21 protein-coding genes and 1 tRNA gene are annotated in these 23,520 nt (G+C 74.7%); 15 read left to right on the top strand and 7 right to left on the bottom strand.

Translation table 11 applies throughout. The annotated features are described in order from the left end of the window. Nucleotides 1-85 precede the first annotated feature (85 nt). Both secG and CAE01nite_RS14540 read left to right on the top strand, forming a co-directional pair. Complete coding sequence (gene secG / locus CAE01nite_RS14545; RefSeq protein ID WP_146906012.1) at nucleotides 86-331, top strand: preprotein translocase subunit SecG; 246 nt, start codon at nucleotides 86-88, stop codon at nucleotides 329-331. Nucleotides 332-380: 49 nt separating this feature from the next. After that, nucleotides 381-731 (top strand): RNA polymerase-binding protein RbpA, encoded by a 351-nt coding sequence (locus CAE01nite_RS14540; RefSeq protein WP_146906010.1) that lies wholly within the window; start codon nucleotides 381-383, stop codon nucleotides 729-731. 111 nt (nucleotides 732-842) lie between these two features. Here the strand turns inward: CAE01nite_RS14540 and pgl are convergent, their stop codons facing one another. The 6 genes from pgl to tkt form a co-directional block, all read right to left on the bottom strand. After that, nucleotides 843-1,610, bottom strand: coding sequence for a 6-phosphogluconolactonase (gene pgl / locus CAE01nite_RS14535; RefSeq protein WP_146906008.1), 768 nt, complete (start codon nucleotides 1,608-1,610; stop codon nucleotides 843-845). Then, a complete protein-coding gene (gene opcA, locus CAE01nite_RS14530; protein WP_146906006.1) occupies nucleotides 1,607-2,527 on the bottom strand; it encodes a glucose-6-phosphate dehydrogenase assembly protein OpcA in 921 nt (306 codons plus the stop codon). The genes pgl and opcA overlap by 4 nt, the downstream gene beginning before the upstream one ends. Nucleotides 2,528-2,582: 55 nt before the next feature. Further along, nucleotides 2,583-4,124: a glucose-6-phosphate dehydrogenase gene (gene zwf / locus CAE01nite_RS14525; protein ID WP_146906004.1), complete on the bottom strand. Its 1,542-nt coding sequence runs from the start codon at nucleotides 4,122-4,124 to the stop codon at nucleotides 2,583-2,585. After that, the gene (locus CAE01nite_RS14520) at nucleotides 4,121-5,767 is read right to left on the bottom strand and encodes a phosphoglucose isomerase-related protein (protein ID WP_146906247.1); all 1,647 of its coding nucleotides are present in this window, start codon (nucleotides 5,765-5,767) and stop codon (nucleotides 4,121-4,123) included. The genes zwf and CAE01nite_RS14520 overlap by 4 nt, the downstream gene beginning before the upstream one ends. Nucleotides 5,768-5,856: 89 nt before the next feature. Then, nucleotides 5,857-7,011 (bottom strand): transaldolase, encoded by a 1,155-nt coding sequence (gene tal, locus CAE01nite_RS14515; RefSeq protein WP_146906002.1) that lies wholly within the window; start codon nucleotides 7,009-7,011, stop codon nucleotides 5,857-5,859. 83 nt (nucleotides 7,012-7,094) lie between these two features. Then, nucleotides 7,095-9,266 carry a transketolase gene (gene tkt, locus CAE01nite_RS14510; protein WP_146906000.1) on the bottom strand — a complete coding sequence of 724 codons (2,172 nt, stop codon included), beginning with the start codon at nucleotides 9,264-9,266 and terminating at the stop codon, nucleotides 7,095-7,097. Between the two features lie 407 nt (nucleotides 9,267-9,673). Between tkt and CAE01nite_RS14505 the strand changes: the two genes are divergently transcribed. The 13 genes from CAE01nite_RS14505 (at nucleotide 9,674) to CAE01nite_RS14445 (ending at nucleotide 22,479) form a co-directional block, all read left to right on the top strand. Beyond that, nucleotides 9,674-10,639: a heme o synthase gene (locus CAE01nite_RS14505; RefSeq protein WP_371862905.1), complete on the top strand. Its 966-nt coding sequence runs from the start codon at nucleotides 9,674-9,676 to the stop codon at nucleotides 10,637-10,639. 13 nt (nucleotides 10,640-10,652) lie between these two features. Then, a complete protein-coding gene (gene xerD / locus CAE01nite_RS14500) occupies nucleotides 10,653-11,594 on the top strand; it encodes a site-specific tyrosine recombinase XerD (protein WP_146905996.1) in 942 nt (313 codons plus the stop codon). Between the two features lie 138 nt (nucleotides 11,595-11,732). Then, on the top strand, nucleotides 11,733-12,599 hold the full coding sequence (locus tag CAE01nite_RS14495) for a ParA family protein (protein WP_222595948.1): 867 nt from the start codon (nucleotides 11,733-11,735) through the stop codon (nucleotides 12,597-12,599). Then, on the top strand, nucleotides 12,583-13,545 hold the full coding sequence (locus CAE01nite_RS14490) for a segregation and condensation protein A (RefSeq protein WP_371862904.1): 963 nt from the start codon (nucleotides 12,583-12,585) through the stop codon (nucleotides 13,543-13,545). Before CAE01nite_RS14495 ends, CAE01nite_RS14490 begins: the two co-directional genes overlap by 17 nt. Continuing rightward, nucleotides 13,542-14,216 (top strand): SMC-Scp complex subunit ScpB, encoded by a 675-nt coding sequence (scpB, locus tag CAE01nite_RS14485; protein WP_146905992.1) that lies wholly within the window; start codon nucleotides 13,542-13,544, stop codon nucleotides 14,214-14,216. Before CAE01nite_RS14490 ends, scpB begins: the two co-directional genes overlap by 4 nt. Further along, on the top strand, nucleotides 14,213-15,799 hold the full coding sequence (locus tag CAE01nite_RS18645; protein WP_246131230.1) for a pseudouridine synthase: 1,587 nt from the start codon (nucleotides 14,213-14,215) through the stop codon (nucleotides 15,797-15,799). The genes scpB and CAE01nite_RS18645 overlap by 4 nt, the downstream gene beginning before the upstream one ends. After that, the gene (locus CAE01nite_RS14475; RefSeq protein ID WP_146905990.1) at nucleotides 15,796-16,920 is read left to right on the top strand and encodes a prephenate dehydrogenase; all 1,125 of its coding nucleotides are present in this window, start codon (nucleotides 15,796-15,798) and stop codon (nucleotides 16,918-16,920) included. Before CAE01nite_RS18645 ends, CAE01nite_RS14475 begins: the two co-directional genes overlap by 4 nt. Continuing rightward, nucleotides 16,920-17,651 (top strand): (d)CMP kinase, encoded by a 732-nt coding sequence (cmk, locus tag CAE01nite_RS14470; protein WP_146905988.1) that lies wholly within the window; start codon nucleotides 16,920-16,922, stop codon nucleotides 17,649-17,651. The genes CAE01nite_RS14475 and cmk overlap by 1 nt, the downstream gene beginning before the upstream one ends. Further along, nucleotides 17,648-18,370: a lysophospholipid acyltransferase family protein gene (locus CAE01nite_RS14465; protein ID WP_146905986.1), complete on the top strand. Its 723-nt coding sequence runs from the start codon at nucleotides 17,648-17,650 to the stop codon at nucleotides 18,368-18,370. The genes cmk and CAE01nite_RS14465 overlap by 4 nt, the downstream gene beginning before the upstream one ends. Before the next feature lie 141 nt (nucleotides 18,371-18,511). Next, nucleotides 18,512-19,612 carry a TolB family protein gene (locus CAE01nite_RS14460; protein WP_146905984.1) on the top strand — a complete coding sequence of 367 codons (1,101 nt, stop codon included), beginning with the start codon at nucleotides 18,512-18,514 and terminating at the stop codon, nucleotides 19,610-19,612. 91 nt (nucleotides 19,613-19,703) lie between these two features. Next, entirely contained in the window at nucleotides 19,704-21,239 is a 1,536-nt protein-coding gene (gene der / locus CAE01nite_RS14455; protein ID WP_146905982.1) for a ribosome biogenesis GTPase Der, read from the top strand. Nucleotides 21,240-21,403: 164 nt separating this feature from the next. After that, nucleotides 21,404-22,378, top strand: a complete 975-nt coding sequence (locus CAE01nite_RS14450; RefSeq protein ID WP_186816601.1) for a hypothetical protein — start codon at nucleotides 21,404-21,406, stop codon at nucleotides 22,376-22,378. 27 nt (nucleotides 22,379-22,405) lie between these two features. Beyond that, nucleotides 22,406-22,479 (top strand) — tRNA-Pro (locus CAE01nite_RS14445). A gap of 19 nt (nucleotides 22,480-22,498) precedes the next feature. Here the strand turns inward: CAE01nite_RS14445 and CAE01nite_RS14440 are convergent. Then, nucleotides 22,499-23,506, bottom strand: coding sequence for a tyrosine-type recombinase/integrase (locus CAE01nite_RS14440; protein WP_246131229.1), 1,008 nt, complete (start codon nucleotides 23,504-23,506; stop codon nucleotides 22,499-22,501). Nucleotides 23,507-23,520 lie beyond the last annotated feature (14 nt).

Genomic DNA, 23,520 nt, shown 5'->3' with positions numbered 1-23,520 from the left:
GTTCGTCGGATCGGGGGGTCGTCACCTACCCTGGGTCCCGGCGCCGCCGGTGCCACCCGCCCGACTGAGGAAGCGAACCCACCCCGTGGACGTCCTGCGCATCACCCTGCAGGTGCTGCTGGTCCTGACCAGCGCCCTGCTCATCCCGCTCGTCCTGCTCCACAAGGGCAAGGGCGGCGGCCTGTCGGACATGTTCGGCGGCGGCGTCTCGAGCAGCATCGGCAGCTCGGGCGTGGCGGAGCGCAACCTCAACCGCATCACGGTGATGGTGGCCGTGCTCTGGACCGTCGTCATCATCCTGCTGGGCCTCGTCCAGCGGTTCTCCAGCTGACGCCGTCCGGGCAGAACCCCCCTCACCGACACACACCGGAGGAACGACCGTGGCGAGTGGCAGTGCGATCCGTGGCTCGCGGGTAGGCGCCGGACCGATGGGGGAGGCGGAGCGTGGCGACACCGCCCCGCGCGTCCGCATCTCGTACTGGTGCGCGAACGGGCACGAGACCCGACCGATGTTCGCCGAGGAGGCCGGTCACGAGGCCCCTCCCACCTGGGACTGCCCGCGCTGCGGCTACCCCGCCGGGCAGGACCAGGCGAACCCGCCGTCGCCGGTGAAGAACGAGCCGTACAAGACGCACCTGGCCTACGTGAAGGAGCGTCGCACCGACGAGGACGGCGAGGCCATCCTCGACGAGGCCCTCGCCGCGCTGCGCGCCCGCCGCGGCGGCGCCTGAGCACCGCAGCACGACCGCGCGGCACCGACGTCCCGGGCCCCGCACCTCACCCGAGGTGCGGGGCCCGGCTGCGTCCGCCCCGGCCCGTGGCGCGGAGCGCGCGGAGGGGCCTCAGGCCTCGACGACGCCCGCGGCGGCGGCGTCCAGCAGCCACAGGGTCCGCTCCGTGCCCGCCGCCCCGGCGGCCGGCGTCTTCTCGACCGGGTCACCGGCCAGCGCCGACCCCACCGCGGCCGCCTTCTCCGCGCCGGCCGCCACGAGCCACACCTCGCGCGCGGCGTGGATGGCGTCGTAGGTGAGGGTGACGCGCTCGGGCGGGGGCTTGGGGCAGCGGTAGACGCCCACGGCACCCGTCCCGCCGGCCTCCAGCCCCTCGTGCCCGGGGAAGAGCGACGCGACGTGGCCGTCCGGGCCCACGCCGAGCAGCAGGACGTCGAACGCGGGCACCGCCACGGCACCCGGCGGCGTGCCGGGGTCGGCGAACGTCGCGAGCTCGTCGCAGTACCGCACCGCCGAGTCGTCCGGCGTCAGCGTGGTGCCGTCCGCGCAGGCCATGGGGTGGACGTTCTCCTGCGGGAGCGCGTCGCCCAAGGGGTCCAGCAGCGCCTGGCGCGCCTGGGTCTCGTTGCGGTCCGGGTGCCCCTCGGGCAGGAACCGCTCGTCCCCCCACCACAGGTGCACCCCGCTCCAGTCCACCGCGGCGCGCAGCGGGCTGTCCGCGACGGCGGCGAGGGTCTTGATCCCGACCGTGCCGCCCGTGAGGACGACGTGCACCGGGCGGCGGACCGACTGCAGGTCGAGCAGGCGCAGCAGCAGCCGGGCCGCCGTCGCCTGCGCGAGCAGGTCGGCGTCGGGATGGACGACGACGGAGCGGGTCACGCGGCCACCCGAGGCAGGCCCTGGACCAGCGTCTCGGCGTAGACCTCGTCCGGGTCCAGACGCCTCAGCTCCTCGGCGAGGCACTCGCGCAGCTGGCGGATCGGCAGCGCGATCCGGTGCTCGGGCTGCTCCGGCTGGCGCAGCGCGGCGGTCTTGCCGTCGGGCCGGTCCAGCACGATGTCGCCCGAGCGGCGCTCCATCCGCACGCAGGTGATGGCCTTGGCGTCGTCCTGCCGCTCCACCTCGACGGGGCAGTCCAGGTCCTTCGCGAGCCAGGCGGCGAGCAGGTCCACCGACGGGTGGGTGCTCTCCCCGGACACGACCACCTTGGTCACCGGCTCGAACGGCGGCTGGTCCAGCGCGGCCGCCAGGAGCCCGCGCCACAGCGTGATGCGGGTCCACGCCAGGTCCGTGTCGCCGGGCTGGTGCACGCCGGCGAGCGCGCGCAGGGACTCCTGCGGGGCCCGGCAGGCGGTGGAGTCGGTGATCCGCCGCTGGGCCATCCGGCCGAGCGGGTGGTTGGCCGGGTCCTCGGGCGGCTCGATCGGCCACCAGGTGACGATCGGCGCGTCCGGCAGCAGCAGCGGCATGACCAGCGTGTCGGCGTAGGGGAGCAGCTGCGCGGAGGGACGCAGGACGATGACCTCGCTCGCGCCGGCGTCGCCGCCGAGCCGGATCTGGGCGTGCAGCTCGCCCTCGGTGCCGCCGTCGGCCGACGCGGCGATGACGATCACCCGGCAGGGGTGCTCGCGGCTCGCGTCGTTGGCGGCCTCGACGGCCTCCTCGACGTCCCCCGTGCCGACGTCGATCACCAGGGTCAGCACGCGCCCGAGGGCGACGGCGCCGCCCTCGTCACGCAGCTTCACCAGGCGCTTGTTGACCTCGTTGGTCGTGGTGCTGGGCAGGTCGATGATCACGGGGCGGTCCTGTCGTGCGGGAGCGGGTGGCGGGTCGGGGCGTGCGGACGACCGGTCACGGCCGTCGCCACGCGCGCCCGTCGCGGGCCATCATCTCGTCGGCCGAGTCCGGGCCCCAGGTGCCGGCGCGGTACGGGTCCGGCGTGCCCTGCGACGCCCAGAACTCGGTGATCGGGTCGAGGATCCTCCAGGACAGCTCGACCTCCTCGTGCCGCGGGAACAGCGGCGGGTCGCCGAGCAGCACGTCGAGGATGAGCCGCTCGTAGGCCTCCGGTGACGCCTCGGTGAACGAGTGGCCGTACCCGAAGTCCATCGTCACGTCCCGGACCGCCATCGCGGTGCCGGGGACCTTGGCGCCGAATCGCAGCGTCACGCCCTCGTCCGGCTGGACGCGGATGACCAGGGCGTTCTGCCCGAGCTCCTCGGTCGCGGTCGACTCGAACGGCAGGTGCGGCGCGCGCTTGAACACGACGGCGATCTCGGTGACCCGCCGTCCCAGCCGCTTGCCGGTGCGCAGGTAGAACGGGACGCCGGCCCAGCGGCGGGTGTCGATGTCCAGGCGGACCGCCGCGAAGGTCTCGGTCGTGGACGTGGAGGAGAAGCCCTCCTCCTCCAGGTACCCGACGACCTTCTCCCCGCCCTGCCAGCCCGCGGTGTACTGCCCCCGGGAGACGTGCTTGCCCAGGTCCTTGGGGAGCCGCACGGCGGACAGCGCCTTGATCTTCTCCGCACGCAGGTCGTTCGCGTCGAACGAGACCGGCTCCTCCATCGCCGTCAGCGCGAGCAGCTGCAGCAGGTGGTTCTGGATGACGTCCCGGGCCGCGCCGATGCCGTCGTAGTAGCCGGCCCGCCCACCGATGCCGATGTCCTCGGCCATCGTGATCTGGACGTGGTCGACGTAGTTGGCGTTCCAGATCGGCTCGAACAGCTGGTTCGCGAACCGCAGCGCGAGCAGGTTCTGGACCGTCTCCTTGCCCAGGTAGTGGTCGATGCGGAACACGTCGTCCGGCGCGAACACCTCGTGCACGGTCTCGTTCAGCGCCTGCGCGCTGGCGAGGTCGTGCCCGAACGGCTTCTCGATGACGACGCGGCGCCACGCCTCGGGCTTGGACTGCGACAGGCCGGACCGGGCGAGCTGGCGGCACACGACCGGGAACGCGCTCGGCGGCACCGACAGGTAGAACGCGTGGTTGCCGCCGGTGCCCCGCTCGGCGTCCAGGTCCGAGACGGTGTCGGCGAGGCGCTCGAACGCCGCGTCGTCGTCGAACTCGCCCTGCACGAACCGGATGCCCTCGGCGAGCTGCTGCCAGGTCGCCTCGCGGAACTCGGTGCGCGCGTGCTTCTTGACCGCGTCGTGGACGATCTCGGCGAAGTCCTGGGTGTCCCAGTCCCGCCGGGCGAACCCGGTGAGCGCGAAGCCGGGGGGCAGGAGCCCCCGGTTCGTCAGGTCGTACACAGCGGGCATCAGCTTCTTGCGGGCCAGGTCCCCGGTCACGCCGAAGATCACCAGGCCGCAGGGGCCGGCGATGCGCGGCAGACGGCGGTCGCGCGGGTCCCGCAGGGGGTTGTGCCCCTGGGCCACGGGGGTCGGGCTCACGCCGTCGCCCCGTCCGCCCCGAGCAGCCCGGCCAGACGGCTCAGGGCAGCCGGGTCGGTCACGTGCAGGCGCAGGACCGGCCGGCCGTGGTCGGCGAGCACGGTCGCGTCGCCGGCGGCCTGGGCGGCGATGAGCCGGCCGAAGGTGAACGGACGGTCCGGCACGTCCAGGTCCTCGGCGGCCTCGCCGGTGATCTGCAGGTACACCCCGATCGGGGCGCCGCCCTTGTGCAGCTGGCCGGTCGAGTGCAGGAAGCGCGGCCCCCACCCGAAGGTGACCGGCCGGCCCGTGCGCGCGGCGAGCGAGTCGCGGACGGACGCGAGGTCCGTGTTCGCCTCGCGGTCCAGGTAGGCCATCACGGCCAGGTAGCCGCGCTCGCCCAGTGTGCCCAGGAGCGCCTCGAGCGCGCCGTCGACGGTGCTCACGCCGTCGAGCAGGCCGGGTGTGGCCCGCACCTCGATGCCGGCATCGGTGAACGCGGCCGGCTCGGGCTCCGGCGTGGCGTCCAGCAGGCCGCGCGCGGCGAGCTTGGCGCTCTCGACGTCGGGCTGGTCGAACGGGTTGATGCCGAGCAGGCGCCCGGCGATCGCGGTCGCGTACTCCCACAGCAGCAGCTGCGCGCCGAGGGGTCCGGCGATGGTGACCTCGTCCCCGGGGGCGACGGCCTCCGCGGAGTCGGCGTCGTCGTCGGGGTCGTCCGCCATCGCGACCAGGCGCACGGCCAGGACGTCGTCGGCGGACGACGCCAGCTCCGGCGGCGCACCGGCGGGGCTGCGCGTGACGACGGGGAGCAGCCCGGTGCCGTTCTTGCCGGTCGACTCCGCGATGAGCTGCTCGGCCCAGTCGCCCAGGCCCACGATGCCCGAGCCCTCGTCGACGATCACGAGCTTGTCGCGCAGCGGGGAGGTGCCGCCCAGGGCGGCGCCGAGCACGACGGCCGGGTTGGACTCGGCGTCCTCGGCGAGCATCTCGGCGACGGCGGCCGCCTCGTCGAGCAGCTCGCCCACGTCGACCCCGGCCAGGGCGGACGGGACGATCCCGAAGGCGGACAGCGCGGAGAACCGGCCGCCGACGTTCGGGTCCGCCAGGAAGACGGCCCGGTAGCCGGCCTCGCGCGAGGCCTTCTCCAACGGGGAGCCCGGGTCGGTGACGACGACGATGTGCCGCGTCGCGTCCAGACCGGCCGCGGTGAACGCGGCCTCGAACACGCGGCGCTGGGAGTCCGTCTCGACGGTCCCGCCGGACTTGCTCGACACCACGATGACCGTGCGCGCGAGGTCGCCGGACAGCGCCGTGCGGACCTGGTCGGGGTCGGTCGAGTCGAGCACGACCAGCGGCACCCCCGCGGTCTGCGTGATCACCTCGGGGGCCAGCGACGAGCCGCCCATGCCGGCGAGCACGACGCGGTCGATCCCCTCGGCGCTCAGCCCGGCGCGCAGCGCCTCCAGCTCGGGCAGGATCGCGCGGGTCGTGGTGTGCAGGTCGGTCCAGCCGAGCCGGATGGCGGACTCGGACTCCGCCTCCGGGCCCCACAGCGTCGCGTCGTGCGCGGCGATGCGGGACGGGACCCGGTCGCCGGCGATCGTCGCGGCGTGGGCGGCGACCGCACGGGCGGCGGCGCCCGCGGCCGTCACCTCGAGCAGCGCCTCGTCGCCCTCGCCGGCCCAGGACAGCACCCAGCCGCCCTCCCCGGCGTCGGCCGCGCCGGGCTCGGAGCGCGTCTGGTCCGTGCTCACTGGCCCGCCTCCTCGGTGCTGCCGTTGCCGGCCGCGCGGGCGAGCCCGTCGGACACGGTCTCGAGCAGCTCCGTCCACGACGCCTCGAACTTGCGGATGGCCTCGGCCTCCAGCGCCTCGGTCACGTCGTCGATCTCGATGCCGACCCCGCGCAGCGCCTCGATGACCGCGGCGGACTCCTGCTCGGTGCCGGACACGCTGTCGCCGCGGATCTGGCCGTGGTCGGCGACCGCGAGCAGCGTGGCCTCGGGCATCGTGTTGACGACGCCGGTCACGACGAGCTCGTCGACGTACATCGTGTCGGGGTACGCCTTGTCCTTGACGCCCGTCGAGGCCCACAGCGGCCGCTGCGGCTGGGCGCCGGACGCGGCCAGGCCGGCCCACCGCTCGCCGGAGAAGATCTCCTCGTAGGCGGCGTACGCCAGGCGTGCGTTCGCGATGGCCGCCTTGCCGCGCAGCTCCTTGGCCTCCGGGGTGCCGAGCTCGTCGAGCTTGGGGTCGATGGCGGCGTCCACCCGGGAGACGAAGAACGAGGCGACGGACCCGATGGGCGCCAGGTCGCGGCCCGCGGCAAGCGCCTTCTCCAGGCCGGACAGGTACGCCTCCATGACCTTGCGGTAGCGCTCGAGGGAGAAGATCAGCGTGACGTTGACGCTGATCCCGTCCGCGATCGCGCCCTCGATCGCGGCCAGGCCGTCCTCGGTCGCCGGGATCTTGATGAAGGCGTTCGGCCGGTCGATCCGGGACCACAGCTCGCGGGCCTGGGCGAGCGTCGCGTCCGCGTCCTTCGCCAGGCGCGGGTCCACCTCGAGCGAGACCCGCCCGTCCACGGTGCCGGACTCGTCGTAGACCGGGCGCAGGACGTCGGCCGCCTCGCGGACGTCGTCGACGGTGATGTCCAGGACGGCCGCCTCGGTCTCCACGCCGGCGGCCGCGAGCTCGGCGAGCTGCTCGTCGTAGGCGTTCCCCTTGGACAGCGCCGAGGCGAAGATCGTCGGGTTGGTCGTCACGCCGACGACCCGGTGCGTGCGGGCGAGGTCGGCGAGGTTGCCGGTCCGCAGCCGCTCGCGGGACAGGTCGTCGAGCCAGACGGCGACCCCCGCCGCGGAGAGGGTGTCGAGAGCGGTGGTCGCGCGGGCAGTGTCAGTCACGATGGTCCTCCTGGGTGAGACGTGCTCGTCCGTGCTCGTGGGGCGGGCCGGCCGGTCGACGTGCGACCGGCCGGCCGGTCGGGTCAGACCTGGTCGCCGGTCCCGCTCTCGGTGGGGGCCGACGCCGAGGTGGCGGCCGGCGCGTCGCCCTGCGCGGCCGCGATCGACTCGCGGGCCGCGGCGACCACCGCCTGGGGGGTGAAGCCGAACTCCTCGAACAGCGTCTCGGCCGCGGCCGACGCGCCGTAGTGCTCGAGGGACACCGTGCGTCCGGCGTCGCCGACGAGACGGTGCCACGACATGGCGATGCCGGCCTCGACGGAGACGCGGGCGCGGACGCCCGAGGGCAGCACCTGCTCGCGGTAGGCGTCGTCCTGCTCGGAGAACCACTCCTGGCAGGGCATGGACACCACGCGGGTGGGGACGCCCTCGGCCTCGAGCGTCTCGCGGGCCGCGACGGCCAGCTGGACCTCGGAGCCCGTCGCGATGAGGACGACCTGCGGCTGCCCGTCGCTCGCGTCCTGCAGGACGTAACCGCCGCGCGCCACGCCCTCGGCACCGGCGAAGCCGTCCTCGCCGCGGGGGAACGTCGGGACGTTCTGCCGGGTGAGGATGAGCGCGACGGGCTCGTCGAAGCGCTCGAGGATCGACCGCCACGCCTGCGCGGTCTCGTTGGCGTCGGCCGGACGGACGACGGCCAGGCCGGGGATCGCCCGCACCGCGGAGAGGTGCTCGACCGGCTGGTGGGTCGGGCCGTCCTCGCCGAGGCCGATGGAGTCGTGCGTCCAGACGTACGTGACGCCGATCCCCATGAGCGAGGCCAGCCGGACGGCGCCGCGCATGTAGTCGCTGAACGTGAAGAACGTGCCGCCGTACGGGCGGGTCGGGCCGTGCAGCGCGATGCCGGACAGGATCGCGCCCATGGCGTGCTCGCGGATGCCGAAGTGCAGGGTGCGGCCGTACTCGTCGCCCGCGAACTCGTGCGTGGAGCGGTGGGCCGGCAGGAAGGACGGCTCGCCCTTCATCGTCGTGTTGTTCGAGCCGGCCAGGTCGGCGGAGCCGCCCCACAGCTCGGGCAGCACGGGCGCCAGCGCGGAGAGGACCTCGCCGGAGGCGGCGCGGGTGGCCACGGACTTGCCGGCGGGGAAGACCGGCAGCGCGTCGGTCCAGCCCTCGGGCAGCTCGCCCTTCTGCAGCCGGTCGAGCAGGGCGGCCCGGTCGGGGTTGGCCTCGCGCCAGGCGGCGAACCGGGCGTCCCACTGCTCGCGGTACGCCGCACCACGGTCGCCGACCGCGCGGGTGTGGGCGATGACCTCGGGGTCGACGTCGAAGCTCTTCTCCGGGTCGAAGCCCAGGACCTTCTTGAGGCCCGCGACCTCCTCGCCCCCCAGCTTGGAGCCGTGCGAGCCGTGCGTGTTCTGCTTGGACGGCGCCGGCCAGGCGATGATCGTGCGCAGCCCGATGATGGACGGGCGGGTGGTCTCGGCCGCGGCGGCGTCGAACGCGGCGTTCAGCGCCTCGACGTCCTCGTGGTACGCGGAGCCGTCCGCGGTCTGGGTCCAGTCGACGAACTGCACGTGCCAGCCGTAGGCCTCGTACCGCTTCATCACGTCCTCGGTGAAGGCGATGTCGGTGTCGCCCTCGATCGAGATGTGGTTGTCGTCCCAGATGACGGTGAGGTTGCCCAGCTCCTGGGTGCCCGCGATGGACGACGCCTCGCTCGTCACGCCCTCCTGCAGGTCGCCGTCGGAGGCGATGACGAAGATCTGGTGGTCGAACGGGCTCTCGCCGGCGGGTGCCTCGGGGTCGAACAGGCCACGCTCGCGGCGGGCGGCCATCGCCATGCCGACCGCGCTGGCCAGGCCCTGGCCGAGCGGGCCGGTGGTGATCTCCACGCCCGTGGTGTGCCGGAACTCGGGGTGCCCGGGGGTCTTGGAGTTCCACGTCCGCAGCGCGGCGATGTCCTCGATCTCCAGGCCGTAGCCCGCGAGGTACAGCTGGATGTACTGGGTCAGGCTGGAGTGGCCGGCCGAGAGCACGAACCGGTCGCGGCCCAGCCAGTGCGGGTCGGCCGGGTTCAGGTGCATCCGGTTCTGGTACAGCAGGTACGCCACCGGGGCGAGGCTGATCGCGGTACCGGGATGGCCGTTGCCGACCTTCTCGACGGCGTCGGCCGCGAGGACGCGGACGGTGTCCACGGCCTTCCGGTCGAGGTCGGACCACTGGAGGGGGGCAGCCGGGTCGAACGCGTTCACCGAACCTCTTCTCTGCCCGGACGCGCAGGTCCGGGACGTCGCCACACGCAGAACGCGACCGCACGACATCGCGCGATCGTCCACGCCCGAGCCTAGCCACCATGCCCCCGGTGGGCTGGTTGGGCCATCTGGTGGGCACGTCCGGGGTCCCGGCGCCGCGGGCCGGTTGCCGCCGGTAGGACGGAGGGCGCGCCCCGGACGGCCCGCCCGACGAACGTCACAGGTCGTGGCGTCGCGGTGACGGCGCTGCGCGGACCCGGGGCCGTACCATGGCCGGGACGGACGGACGGTCGGCCACCCGGCCGCGTCGACCACCGGCCCGACGGCCGTGGTCGAAGAGCCCCGAGGGAAACGGAAGACTGCAGCGCGTGCCCACCAGCAGCCCGGTACCGATCCATGAGACGGCCGTGACCCGACCCTCCGCGACCCCGCGACCCGCGGACGCCGGGGCGGCCCGTGCCTCCGAGACGGGTCGGGCCCGCGCCCGGGCGGTGATCGGCGCGTACGTCGCGCTCACCAAGCCACGCATCATCGAGCTGCTGCTGGTGACCACGGTCCCGACCATGATCCTCGCGCAGGGCGGCATGCCGTCCTTCGGGCTGGTGCTGGCGACCCTCGTCGGGGGCGCCGCGGCCGCCGGGTCGGCGAACGTCCTCAACTGCTACCTCGACCGCGACATCGACGCGTTGATGAACCGCACGAAGCGCCGACCGCTGGTCACCGGGGAGGTGACCCCGCGCGCGGCCCTCGTCTTCGGCCTGGCCCTCGGGGTGCTGTCGCTCACGTGGTTCGCCCTGGTGGTCAACGCCGTCTCGGCGCTGCTCACCGCGGCCGCGATCCTCGTCTACGTCGTGGGCTACACGATGATCCTCAAGCGCCGGACGTCGCAGAACATCGTGTGGGGCGGGATCGCCGGCTGCATGCCGGTCCTCATCGGGTGGTCGGCGGTCACCGGCTCGATGAGCTGGGCCGGGGTGGCGCTGTTCGGCGTGATCTTCTTCTGGACGCCGCCGCACTACTGGCCGCTGTCGATGAAGTTCCGCCGCGACTACGCCGCCGCGGGCGTGCCGATGCTCCCGGTGGTCGCGGGCGACCGTCGCGTGGCCACCGAGGTGATCGGGTACGCCCTGGCGATGGTGGCCTGCTCCCTGGTGCTCGTGCCGCTGGCGTCGATGACCTGGGTGTACACGGTGGTCGCCGTCGCCCTGGGCGCGTGGTTCGTCGGGGCCTGCGTCGGCCTGTACCGCCGTGCCCGGCTCCACGACGCAGACGGCAGCGTCAAGCTCGGCGAGATGCGTCTGTTCCACCTGTCGATCACGTACCTGACGCTGCTCTTCCTCGCGGTCGCGGTCGACCCGTTCCTGCCGTTCTGAGCCGTCCGGCCCTGTGAAGACCCCGACCCTGGACGGCGTCGTCCAGGACTACCTCGCCCACCTGGGGGTGGAGCGCGGCCTGTCGGTCAACACCCTGCGTGCCTACCGCCGCGACCTCGCCCGCTACGTCGCGTACCTCGCGGGGCGCGGGCGCACGACGCCGGCCGACGTCACGGAGGCGGACGTCGAGGAGTTCGTCCTGGCGCTGCGCACGGGGTCCGACGGCGGCGCGGCCCTGTCGGCGTCGTCCGCGGCGCGCGCCGTCGTCGCGGTGCGGGGGTGGCACCGCTTCTGCGCGCTGGAGGGGCTGGTCGGCGCGGACCCGGCGAGCACCGTGCGCCCGCCCGCGCAGACCAGGCGGCTGCCCAAGGCCATCTCCACCGACGAGGTGGAGCGCCTGCTCGAGGCGGCCGGCGTCGGAGACGGTCCCGGACCGCTGCGCGACCGCGCGATCCTCGAGCTGCTGTACTCCACCGGCGCGCGGATCTCGGAGGTCGTGGGGCTCGACGTGGACGACCTCGACCTCACCCCCGGCCGCGCGGCGGTGCGCCTGCTGGGCAAGGGCGGCAAGGAGCGGGTCGTCCCCGTGGGCTCCTTCGCGGTGGACGCCGTCGAGGCGTACCTCGTGCGGGCCCGGCCGGTCCTGGCGGCCGCGGGGCGGGGGACTCCCGCGGTGTTCCTCAACACCCGCGGCGCCCGCCTGAGCCGGCAGAGCGCCTGGGCGGTGCTGCGCGCGGCGGCCGAGCGGGCCCGGCTGCCCGGGGCGGCGCACATCTCCCCGCACACGCTGCGGCACTCGTTCGCCACGCACCTGCTCGCCGGCGGCGCGGACGTGCGGGTCGTGCAGGAGCTGCTGGGGCACGCGTCGGTCACGACGACCCAGATCTACACGCTGGTGACGCCGAACACGCTCCGCGAGGTGTACGCCGCCTCGCACCCCCGCGCGCTCGGCTGACCTGCGCGTCCGGTGCGCCCGGGTCGTGCGGCGGGCACGCCGACGGACCGCGCGCACCGGCGCTGCGCCTGCGTCGGCGGCGCGGGGCGCTGGGGTAGGTTGGGCCGCGTGACCAGCCAGGCCCCCTCCGGACCCTCCATCCGCCAGGACGCCCTCGTGCTGGAGTCCGTGGACCCGGTCGGCCGCCCGCTGCCGGACTTCCCCGTCCCGCCGCGGCTCGCGTCCCACGGCCCCGGTCGTGTCATCGCGATGTGCAATCAGAAGGGCGGCGTCGGCAAGACGACGACGACCATCAACCTGGGCGCTGCCCTGGCGGAGATCGGGCGGCGCGTGCTCGTCGTCGACTTCGACCCGCAGGGCGCGGCCTCGGTGGGCCTGGGCGTCAGCCCGCACGAGCTGGACCTGACGGTCTACAACCTCATGATGGAGCGCAACGTCGACATCCGTCAGGTGCTGCGGTCCACGGTCGTCGAGGGCCTGGACCTGCTGCCGGCGAACATCGACCTGTCGGCGGCCGAGGTGCAGCTCGTCGGCGAGGTCGCGCGCGAGTCGGTCCTGTCGCGCGTGCTGCGCCCCGTGGTGGACGAGTACGACGTCATCCTCGTCGACTGCCAGCCCTCCCTCGGCCTGCTCACCGTCAACGCCCTGACCGCCGCGCACGGCGTCCTCATCCCGTTGGAGTGCGAGTTCTTCGCGCTGCGCGGGGTGGCGCTGCTCGTGGAGACGATCGAGAAGGTCCGGGACCGGCTCAACCCCCGCCTGGAGATCGACGGCATCCTGGCGACCATGTACGACTCCCGCACGCTGCACTCGCGCGAGGTCATCTCCCGCGTGCACGAGGCGTTCGGCGACACCCTGCTGCAGACCGTCATCGGCCGGACGGTGAAGTTCCCGGACGCGTCCGTGGCGGCCGAGCCGATCACCTCCTACGCACCCACCCACCCCGGGGCCGCCGCCTACCGGCAGCTGGCCCGTGAGCTCGTCGCCCGTGGCGACGCCGCCTGAGGCGCAGCCCCTCGGTGCCGCCCCGCTCGCGGACGGGCCCGCCACGGACCCGTCCGACGACGCGCTGCCGGTCGCGGTCCTCGGACCCCGTGCGGCCTCCGGTGACCCGGGTGCCCCCGATCCGCGAGAGCAGGCGGCGCCGTCCGGGTCGTCCGGCTTCCGGGTGCACCTGGAGGTCTTCACCGGACCGTTCGACCTGCTGCTGGGGCTGATCTCCAAGCACAAGCTGGACATCACCGAGGTGGCGCTCGCCCAGGTCACCGACGAGTTCATCGCCTACATCCGCGCAGCCGAGACCGGCACCGGCACCTGGGACCTGGGCCAGGCCAGCGAGTTCCTCGTGGTCGCCGCGACCCTGCTCGACCTCAAGGCGGCGCGGCTGCTGCCGTCCGGCGAGGTGGAGGACGCCGAGGACCTGGAGCTCCTCGAGGCGCGGGACCTGCTGTTCGCCCGGCTGCTGCAGTACCGGGCGTACAAGCAGGTCGCCGCGACGATCGACGAGCGGCTCGCCGCCGAGGGGCGCCGGCACCCCCGGGTCGTCCAGCTCGAGCCGGAGCAGGCCGCCCTGCTGCCCGAGCTCGTGTGGCGCATCGGTCCCGAACAGCTCGCCGTGCTGGCCGCCCGGGCCCTGGCGCCCCGGCCCGAGGCGCCGGGCGTGGACGTCAGCCACCTCCACGCCCCGCCGGTCAGCGTGCGCGAGCAGGCCGCCGTCCTGGTCGACCGGCTCCGGCGCGGGGGAGCGGCGTCGTTCCGGGCGCTGGTCGCCGACGCCGGGTCGACCGCGGTGGTGGTCGTCCGGTTCCTGGCGCTCCTGGAGCTGTTCCGCGAGGGCGCCGTCGCGTTCGACCAGGTCACGCCCCTGACGGAGCTGACCGTACGGTGGACCGGCAGCGAGGAGGGGGACGTCGCCGTCTCCGACGACTTCGACGAGGAGGACCCGGCGTGAGCGGCACGCAGACCCCACCGTCCACCGGCGACGCGCCCCTGCCGGAAGCCGACGTGCCCGGCGCGTCCGCGGACGAGCTCGCCTTCGACGTGCACGAGCTCCCCGGCGGGGCGCAGGCCGTGCTCGAGGCGGTGCTCATGGTCGCCGACGAGCCGATCCCCGCGGTGCGGCTGGCGACCGTGCTCGCCCTGCCGACCGAGGAGGTGGAGCGGCTGCTGGACGACCTCGCCGCCGAGTACCGGGGGACCGGCGGCGGTCGGCCCCGCGGGTTCGAGCTGCGCCGCGTCGGTGGCGGTTGGCGCATCTACTCCGCCCCTGCGTACGCCGACGTCGTCGGCCGGTTCGTCGTGGACGGCCAGTCCGCCCGGCTGACGCAGGCGGCCCTGGAGACGCTGGCCGTGATCGCGTACCGGCAGCCCGTCACCCGCGGGCAGGTCTCGGCCGTGCGCGGGGTCAACGTGGACGGCGTCGTGCGGACCCTCGCCGCCCGGGGTCTGGTGGCCGAGACGGGCACGGAGCCCTCGAGTGGTGCGGTGCTGTACGGCACCACGGGATACTTCTTGGAGCGGATGGGCCTGAGGTCGCTGGACGACCTCCCGCCACTCGCCCCGTACCTTCCCGAGATCGACGCCTTCGACGGCCTCGACGCAGCAGCAGGAGAACACCAGTGAGCACCAGTTCAGGCGCCGACAGGCCCGCACGCGGCGGCCGCGGCCCCGGTCGACCGGCCCAGGGCGCGGGCGGTGCCGGCAGCCGCGGCGCCGGGTCGTCCGGCCGCGGCGTCGCCGGGTCCGGCGGCGGTCGTGGGTCCGACGCCGGCCGCGGCGCGGGGGCCGGCCGCGGGACCGGCGGCGCGCGCGGGACGGGCGGTCCGTCGTCCGGTGGTCCGCGGGGCGCCGGCTCCGGGCGTGCGCCGGGCGGGCAGGGGTACGGCGACCGGCAGGGGTACGCCGGTGGCGGCCAGCGCAGCGACCGGCCGGGCTCCGGGTCGGACAGGCAGGGGTACGGCGGCGGTCAGCGCAGCGACCGGTCGGGGTACGGCGACCGGCAGGGGTACGCCGGCGGGGGTCAGCGCAGCGACCGCACCGGCGGCGACCGGCAGGGGTACGGCGACCGTCAGGGCTACGCCGGTGGCGGTCAGCGCAGCGACCGCACGGGCTCCAACCGGCAGGGCTACGGCTCGGACCGGCAGGGCTACGGCTCGGACCGGCAGGGCGGCGGCTACGGCGGCGGTCAGCGCAGCGACCGGGCCTCCGGCTCCGACCGGCCTGGCGGTGGCGGCTACGGCGGTGGCCAGCGCAGCGACCGCGCCTCTGGCTCCGACCGGCAGGGCGCGGGCAGCGGCTCTCGACCGGCCGCCGGACGCTCGACCTCCGGACGTCCCGACCCCGCCCGCAGCACCGGAGCCGGCGCCCAGCGTCCCGGCGCCCCGTCCGGCGTCCGCCCCGGCGCGAAGTGGCCGCCGACCCGCCCGCCGGCCGGACGCCGTCCGCAGCAGCCGACGGAGGACCAGCCGGACGTGCACGTCGAGGACGGGGTGCGCCTGCAGAAGGTGCTCGCCACCGCCGGCCTCGGCTCGCGCCGCGCGTGCGAGGACCTCATCACCGCCGGCCGCGTCACGGTGGACGGCGTGCCGGTCACCGAGCTCGGCGTGCGCGTCGACCCGGCGACGTCGGCCATCCACGTCGACGGCATGCGCGTGCAGCTCGACACGTCGGTCATCACGATCGCCCTCAACAAGCCGCTGGGCGTCGTCTCCACGATGCACGACCCGGAGGGTCGCCCCTCGCTCGCCGCGTTCGTCGCGAACCGCGAGGAGCGCCTCTTCCACGTCGGCCGGCTCGACGCCGAGACCGAGGGTCTGCTGCTGCTCACGAACGACGGCGAGCTGGCCAACCGCCTCTCGCACCCGTCCCACGAGGTCGCCAAGACGTACCTGGCTCACGTGGAGGGCCGGATCCACCCGCACGTCGGCCAGGAGATGGTGCGCGGCATCGAGCTCGAGGACGGCATGGCGCGCGTGGACCGGTTCCGCATCGTCGACTCGACCCCGCAGGCCGCGCTGGTCGAGATCGTGCTGCACGAGGGGCGCAACCGGATCGTGCGGCGCCTGTTCGACGCCGTCGGGCACCCCGTCACCCGGCTGGTGCGCACCCAGATCGGCCCGATCCGGCTCGGCGACCTCAAGCCCGGCAAGACGCGCGTGCTCAGCAAGCCCGAGGTGGGCAGCCTGATGACCCAGGTGGGCATGTGACGGAGGGGTCCGTCGCACCGGTCGCCACGCGGGGACCGGTGCGGGTCGTCGGCACGGGCCTGCTCGGCACCAGCGTCGGGCTGTCGCTCGCGACGCGGGGGGTCGACGTCGTCCTGCACGACTCCTCGCGCACGGCGATGTACCTCGCGCGCGACCTCGGTGCCGGCCGCCCCGCCACGCCCGACGACGACGCCGACGTGCGCCTCGTCGTCGTGGCGGTCCCGCCGGACATCACGGCCGACGTCGTGCGGGCCGAGCTGGCCGCGCACCCGTCCGCCGTCGTCACCGACGTGGCCAGCGTCAAGGGGTACGTGCTGGACGAGCTGCGCGCGTCCGGCGTCGACCTGCGCCGGTACGTCGGGTCGCACCCGATGGCCGGACGCGAGCTCAGCGGCCCGGCGGCGGCCGTGCCGGACCTGTTCGTCGGGCGTCCCTGGGTCCTCACCGGGACCGGTGAGCCGGACGCCGTCCTGGCGGTGCGGACGCTCGCGACGGACCTCGGTGCCGTCCCGGTGACGATGGATGCCGCGGAGCACGACGCCGCGATGGCGCTCGTCTCGCACGTGCCGCAGGTCGCCGCGAGCCTCGTCGCCGGACGGCTGACCGACGCCCCGGACGCGGCGCTGTCCCTGGCCGGCCAGGGCCTGCGCGACGTGACGCGGATCGCGTCCAGCGACCCGCGCCTGTGGACCTCGATCCTCGCGGCCAACGCCGGACCGGTCCGCGACGTGCTCGTCGCCCTGCGCGCCGACCTCGACCGCGTCATCGACGCGCTGGGCCACGCCGACCTGGCGACCGGGCCGGAGACCGTGGCCGCCGGGGCGCTGGGCACCGTGGCCACGACGATCGCGCACGGCAACACCGGCGTCGCGCGGATCCCCGGCAAGCACGGGGGGGCGCACCGCGAGTACCGCGTGGTCACCGTCCTGGTGCCGGACGCGCCCGGCGAGCTGGCGCGGCTGCTGGCGGACGTCGGCGACGCCGGCGTCAACCTGGAGGACCTGCGCATGGAGCACTCGCCGCGTCACCCGATGGGCATGGCGGCGATCTCCGTCCTGCCCGACCGCGGCGATCACCTGGAGAACGAGCTGGCCGCCCGCGGGTGGCGGCTCGCGAGCTGATGGAGGACGAGTTGAACGAGCAGGACGCGCCGCTGGTGGTCGCGATCGACGGGCCGTCCGGGTCCGGGAAGTCGAGCGTGTCGCGGCGCGCCGCGTCCCGGCTCGGGCTGGCCTACCTCGACACCGGGGCGATGTACCGGGCGGCCACCTGGTGGTGCCTGGACCAGGGGCTCGCCCTGGACGACACCGACGCCGTCGCCGCCGCGGTCGCGGCCATGCCGCTGAGCATGGGGGTCGACCCGCAGGCGCCGACGGTGCACGTCGGCGGCACGGACGTCGGCGAGGCGATCCGGACCACCGAGATCTCCGCGCAGGTCAGCGCCGTGGCGACCAACCTCGCCGTCCGCGCCGAGCTGGGCCGCCTGCAGCGCGAGGCGATCGCGGAGCAGACCCGCCCCGGGTCGTTCTCCGGCGGCCGGGGCGTGGTCGCCGAGGGACGGGACATCACCACGGTCATCGCGCCGGACGCCGACGTGCGCCTGCTCCTGACGGCGAGCGAGGAGGCCCGCCTCGCGCGCCGCGCGATCGACGTGCACGGCAGCGCGGACGCCGCCGCGGTGCACGCCACGCGGGACCAGGTGCTGCGCCGGGACGCCGACGACTCGACCGTCGTGCAGTTCCACACCGCGGCCGACGGCGTCGTGACCGTCGACTCCTCCGACCTCGACCTCGAGCAGACCGTCGACGCGGTGCTCGAGGTCGTGCGCCGGGTCAGCGGGCGGACCGCGTGATCCGGGCGGCGGCGCCGGACCCCCGCGCCGTCCCCGGGTGGTCGCTGGCGATCGGCCGGTTCCTGACCCACCGCCTGTGGCGCACGGACGTCGTCGGCACCGACCGGGTTCCGGTCGGCGGTCCGGTGATCCTCGCCGCCAACCACACCGGGTTCGTGGACGGGCCCGTGGTCGTCGGCGTCGCGCCCCGGCCGGTGCACATGCTGGTCAAGGAGGAGATGTTCACCGGGCCGGTGGGTGCGGTGCTGCACGCGGCCGGGCACATCCCGGTGGACCAGGTCGGCGGGCGGGCGGCTCTGGTGGCGGCGCTGACCGTGCTGCGGCGCGGGGACGCCGTCGGGATCTTCCCCGAGGGCAACCGGGGACGCGGGGACGCCGCGACGGCCGCCGCGGGGGTGGCGTGGCTCGCGGTGAACTCGGGCGCGCCGGTGGTGCCGGTCGCCGTGCTGGGGACGCGCCGCACGGGGGAGAGCGTGGGGCACGTGCCCGGGCCCCTGCGGCGGATCGCGGTGGAGTTCGGCCACCCCCTGCACGTGGAGCGCCGTACCGGGATGTCCGGGCGGGAGGCGATCACGCACGCGAACGAGCTGGTCCGCTCGGCGCTGTCCGGCCTGGTCGCGGCCGCGTCGGCGCGCACGGGGATCGCGCTGCCGACCGACGACCCGAACCGTGAGCCCGCTCGCGCGTCCCGGCGGAGCGGACGGCGCCGGGACCGCTAGTCCCGGCCGGCCGTCGAGCCGTGCGGCCTTGACGAGGGGTCGTCACCGGAGAACCGTGGTGACGGGCCCTTCGTCCTCCGGTGGGCCCGTCGACGCGGCCGGCCGGACGGCACGCGGCGACCGCACGTCGAGGGGGCCGAGATGGTGCGGCGACTCGCGGGACACGACGAGCGGGACCGGATGGCGGCCGTCGAGCTCGCCGAGGACGACGCTCCGCTCGACCCGGACGTCCCGGCCCGGCGCCGGTGGCGCGGCTGGGCGCTCGTGATCGCCTCCGCGGCGCTGGTCGCGTCGGCGACCACCCTCGTGGTCGTCACGTCCGACGGGCCCGACTCCGGCGCCGTCCTCGGTGCCGACCGGCCGCACCCCGACGGCCGGATCGTCTTCGGACGGATCACGCGGACGGACGAGACGCTCGGCGTGCGGACGGCCCTGTTCGCCGTCGACCCCGACGGCACGGACGAGCGGCGCCTCACCGAGGGTGCATCCGCGCACCCCGCGTGGTCGCCGGACGGGACCCGCATCGCGTACGCGACCGGCCTCGAGGACGGGTCGTGGCAGGTCGCCACGATGGCACCGGACGGCACCGACGTGCGCGTGCTGACCTCGGGGCCCGGGGTCCACGAGATGCCGTCGTGGTCCCCGGACGGACGGTGGCTCGCCTACGGCCACAACCCGGACCCCCTGGCCCCCGGCTCGCGGTCGACGCTGTGGCGCATGGACGCCGACGGTGGTGGCCAGCGTCCGCTGGGCGCGCGCGACACCGTCGACCTCGGTCCCCGCGTCTCGCCGGACGGGCGCTCGGTGCTGTTCGTGCGCGTCGTGCCCGACGCCGACCCGGAGCGGGCGACCCTCATGGTCCGGGACCTGGGGACCGGCGAGGAGCGCAGCGTCCCGGCCGCCGGTGACCGGGTGGAGAGCCCGACCTGGTCCCCGGACGGTCGATGGATCGCCTACGACGTCCCCCGGACGCCCAACCGGCGACAGCAGCTGGAGAAGGTCCGTGCGGACGGGTCGGGCGAGCCGGTCGTCCTTCTCGAGGGCACGACGGCGGTCGCGGGGTACCAACCGGCGTTCTCCCCGGACGGCACCAGCATCGCGTTCGTGTGCTTCGGGGTGGAGACCAGCGTCGACGAGGCGATCTGCGTGATGGGGTCCGACGGGTCCGACGTCCGGCTGCTCTCGGACCACACGCCGATCTGGGAGACCCAGCCCACCTGGGGGCCGGTGGCGAAGCGATGACGGCCCGGCGACCGGCCGGCGGCGCACGCGCGAGCCGGCCGCCGCACAGGCCGGGTCGTCGTCGTCCCCGGCGGCCTGGGAGGATGGGGGCATGAGTGCAACCGACCCCACGCAGCCCGAGACGACCGCAGGGGACCAGACCGACCCGGTCGACGGCGTCGAGAGCCTGGCGGGCGGGCCCGGGGACCTCGATGACGACGGTCGCGAGCGCGCGCTGCGGGCCGGGCTGACGGAGTACGAGCTCGAGGACGAGGACCTCGCCCTGCTCGAGGGCGGCGCGGACGGCGTCGAGGGCGAGAGCCCGTCGGCGCCGCTGCCGGTGCTGGCGATCGTGGGCCGGCCGAACGTCGGCAAGTCGACCCTGGTCAACCGCATCCTGGGCCGCCGCGAGGCCGTCACCGAGGACAAGCCGGGTGTCACCCGCGACCGCGTGAGCTACACCGCCGAGTGGGCCGGGCGCAGCTTCACGGTCGTCGACACCGGTGGCTGGGAGGTCGACGTCGCCGGCATGGAGGCGCGCGTCGCGGAGCAGGCCGAGATCGCGATCTCGCTCGCCGACGCCGTCCTGTTCGTCGTCGACGCGACGGTGGGCCCCACCGCGACGGACGAGCGGGTCGTGCGCCTGCTGCGCAAGGCCGGCAAGCCGGTGGTGCTGTGCGCCAACAAGGTCGACGGCCCGAGGGTCGAGGCCGACGCCATGGAGCTGTGGAGCCTCGGGCTGGGGGAGCCGCACCCGGTCTCGGCCCTGCACGGCCGCGGGACCGGCGACCTGCTCGACGCCGCGATGGAGGCGCTGCCGACGACGTCCGCGTACGGCGCGATGATGCCCGAGGGCGGCCCGCGCCGGGTCGCGCTGGTGGGCCGGCCCAACGTCGGCAAGTCGTCGCTGCTGAACAAGCTCGCCGGCGCCGAGCGCGTCGTCGTCGACCCTACGGCCGGCACCACCCGCGACCCGGTGGACGAGCTCGTCGAGCTCAAGGGCCGGCAGTGGTGGTTCGTCGACACCGCCGGCATCCGGCGGCGCGTGCACCAGACGAGCGGTGCGGACTTCTACGCGTCGCTGCGCACGCAGGCCGCGATCGAGAAGGCCGAGGTCGCCGTCGTCCTGGTCGACGCCAGCGTCAAGATGACCGAGCAGGACACCCGGGTGATCCAGCAGGTCGTCGACGCCGGCCGTGCACTGGTCATCGCGTACAACAAGTGGGACCTGATGGACGAGGACCGCCGTCCGTTCCTCGAGCGCGAGATCGAGCAGGACCTCGTGCAGGTCCAGTGGGCGCCGCGGGTGAACCTCTCCGCGCGGACCGGCTGGCACGCGGACCGCCTGGTCCCCGCGCTGGAGCGCTCCCTCGCGTCCTGGGACACCCGCATCCCGACCGGCAAGCTCAACGCCTTCCTGGGCGAGCTCGTCGCCGGGCACCCGCACCCGCTGCGGGGCGGCAAGCAGCCGCGCATCCTGTTCGCGACCCAGGCCTCGACCCGCCCGCCGCGGTTCGTGATCTTCGCGTCCGGCTTCCTCGAGGCGGGCTACCGCCGCTTCATCGAGCGCCGCCTGCGCGAGACGTTCGGCTTCGAGGGCACGCCGATCGAGATCTCGGTCCGGGTGCGGGAGAAGCGCCGACGGTGAGCCCGGCGTCGGGCACGCCCCCCCGGAGCGCACCGCACCGGCAAGGGCCACGACGGCAGCCTGACCGGCGCGGTCCACTGCTCCGGTGGGGACTGCCGCGCGACCCGGCGGCGACGTCGCACCTGACGGGGTTCCTCGCCGCCACCGTCGCGACGGTCCTGCTGGTGCGCGCGTTCCTGGCAGCCGCCGGGTACCCGCAGATCGGCGGCGGAGGTCTGCACATCGCGCACGTCCTGTGGGGCGGCCTGCTGATGGCGCTGGCCTTCGTGGTGCTGCTGTCGTTCGCCGGTCCGGTGGCCCGCCCGATCGGCGCGGTGGTCGGCGGGATCGGGTTCGGGCTGTTCGTCGACGAGGTCGGCAAGTTCGTCACGGACGACAACGACTACTTCTACGAGCCGACGGCCGCGCTCATCTACGTGGTCGTGGTGGTCCTCGCGCTGCTCGGGGAGGCGCTGCACGGCCGGCGCCCGCACCACCCGTCCGAGCACCTGGCGGCCGCGGCCGACCACGCGGTCGCCGGCCTGACCGGCGGCTTCACGCCACGGGCCCGAGCCGAGGCGCGCGAGGTCCTCGGCCGGGCCGGTCCGGTGCGGGGGAGCCGCGAGGTCGGCGCCCTGCTCGACGTTGTGGAGGACGACTCCGCGGAGATCGCCAACCCCATCGACGCCGTCGCGGGCGCCGTCGTCCGCCTGCTGCACCGCGTCGTCGCGGCCCGGTGGGTGCCGTGGCTCACCGTCGGGGTGCTGACCCTCACCGGGCTCCTGACGGTGGGGCGCGGGGTGTACGCATGGCTCGAGGGCGCCGACGTGCCGTTCTGGATCGTCGTCGGCCTGCTGGTCAGCGGGGCCGTGTCGGTGGCCTTCGCGTTCCGGGGGCTGTCGATCGTCCGGCGCGACCGGTGGGCGGGCTACGTCGCCTTCCGCCGCGCCGTCCTGGTCAGCCTGCTCGTGACCCAGGTGTTCCTGTTCCGCATCGAGGAGTGGTCGGCGACCGGCGGGCTGCTCGCCGACCTCGCCGTCCTCGGGCTCATCTCGGCCGAGCTCAGCCAGATGGACGCCGCCCGGCGCGACCGGGCGGCCGCCCGCACGCGGGAGGACCGGCGCGGACCGGTGCGCGGGTCGGGGTCCCAGGTGCGATAGAGTTCTCACGGCTCGGAGACGGGCCGGCGGGCTGTAGCGCAGCTTGGTAGCGCACTTGACTGGGGGTCAAGGGGTCGCAGGTTCAAATCCTGTCAGCCCGACCGCAGGGCCTCGATCTGCTCACGCAGGTCGGGGCCCGTTTTTGTGCCCTCCTGGTGCAGCCGCGGCGGGGTCCGACGCTGCCGTCTGGTCCCCATTAAGTCCCCACCAGGCCGAAAACACCCCGCCCGCATCCCGTACGGCGTCGTGGTCGGGGTGCAGATAGCGCGCCGTGACGGCGGGGTCCTGGTGGCCTGCGACGCGCTGCAGCACGTACAGGGGGACGCCGCTGTCCGCCATCCACGTCAGCGCCGTGTGGCGCAGACCGTGCCGCACGAGGCCGGGATACCCGAGCCGGCTCACGAGCTCGTTCCACCGGGTCGCATCGCGGAGCGTGGCGGTCGTGATGGCGCCGCCGCGCGGTCCTATCAGCAGCCGATCACCGGGGAAGCGGCCGTGCACCAACCGCTCCAGCGTCGGCCGGAGCGGCTCGATGATCGGCACGACACGAGAGCGCCGACCCTTCGTCGCCTTTGTCACCAGCCCGCCCCGGCCCGGATACGTCTGCCGACGCACAGCAACGAGCCCGGCGTGGAGGTCGACGTCACCGACCGTCAGACCCGACACCTCGCTGACCCGCATGGCCGTGCACGCGAGGATCATCACCATGTCCCCCCAGCACGGATGACCTCCCGACTCGACGACCGCCCCCCGCAATCTGTTGAGCGTCTCCACGTCCGGAAGAGCGAGGTCCCTCGGGTTGGCCTCGTGCACGGCGAGCTGACCCGCGGACCGAGTGCGACGTGCGCGGTCCTTCGCCGGGTTGCGTGGCAGCAGCCCGTCACGAACCGCTTCGTCGAGGACCAGCACCAGCGCCGCGACGGTGTTCTTCACGGTTGACCGTCCATACTCGGTCTCCCACCGATCGATCGCCCGATCGATCAGCCCCGCCGTCAGCATCCCGACGGGCAGGTGGCCCATGGCCGGCAGGACCCGTAGCCGAAGGCCGGCCGAGTACGGGTCGTAGGTCGACGTCGAGTCGATGACACGTGCCCAGCGATCCCCGAGGCCGTCGAGGTACGTCGCCAACGTCTGCCCTGGGT

The organism is Cellulomonas aerilata (genome assembly GCF_007991755.1).
Classification (GTDB): Bacteria; Actinomycetota; Actinomycetes; order Actinomycetales; family Cellulomonadaceae; genus Pengzhenrongella; species Pengzhenrongella aerilata.
The sequence above is the reverse complement of the archived record's forward strand: the minus strand, read 5'-3'. Positions and strand labels throughout refer to the sequence as shown.

Coding starts and splice junctions, on each gene's coding strand:
- cmk (WP_146905988.1), top strand. CDS start 16,920: ATGGAGGACGAGTTGAACGAGCAGGACGCGCCGCTGGTGGTCGCGATC.
- CAE01nite_RS14460 (WP_146905984.1), top strand. CDS start 18,512: ATGGTGCGGCGACTCGCGGGACACGACGAGCGGGACCGGATGGCGGCC.
- der (WP_146905982.1), top strand. CDS start 19,704: ATGAGTGCAACCGACCCCACGCAGCCCGAGACGACCGCAGGGGACCAG.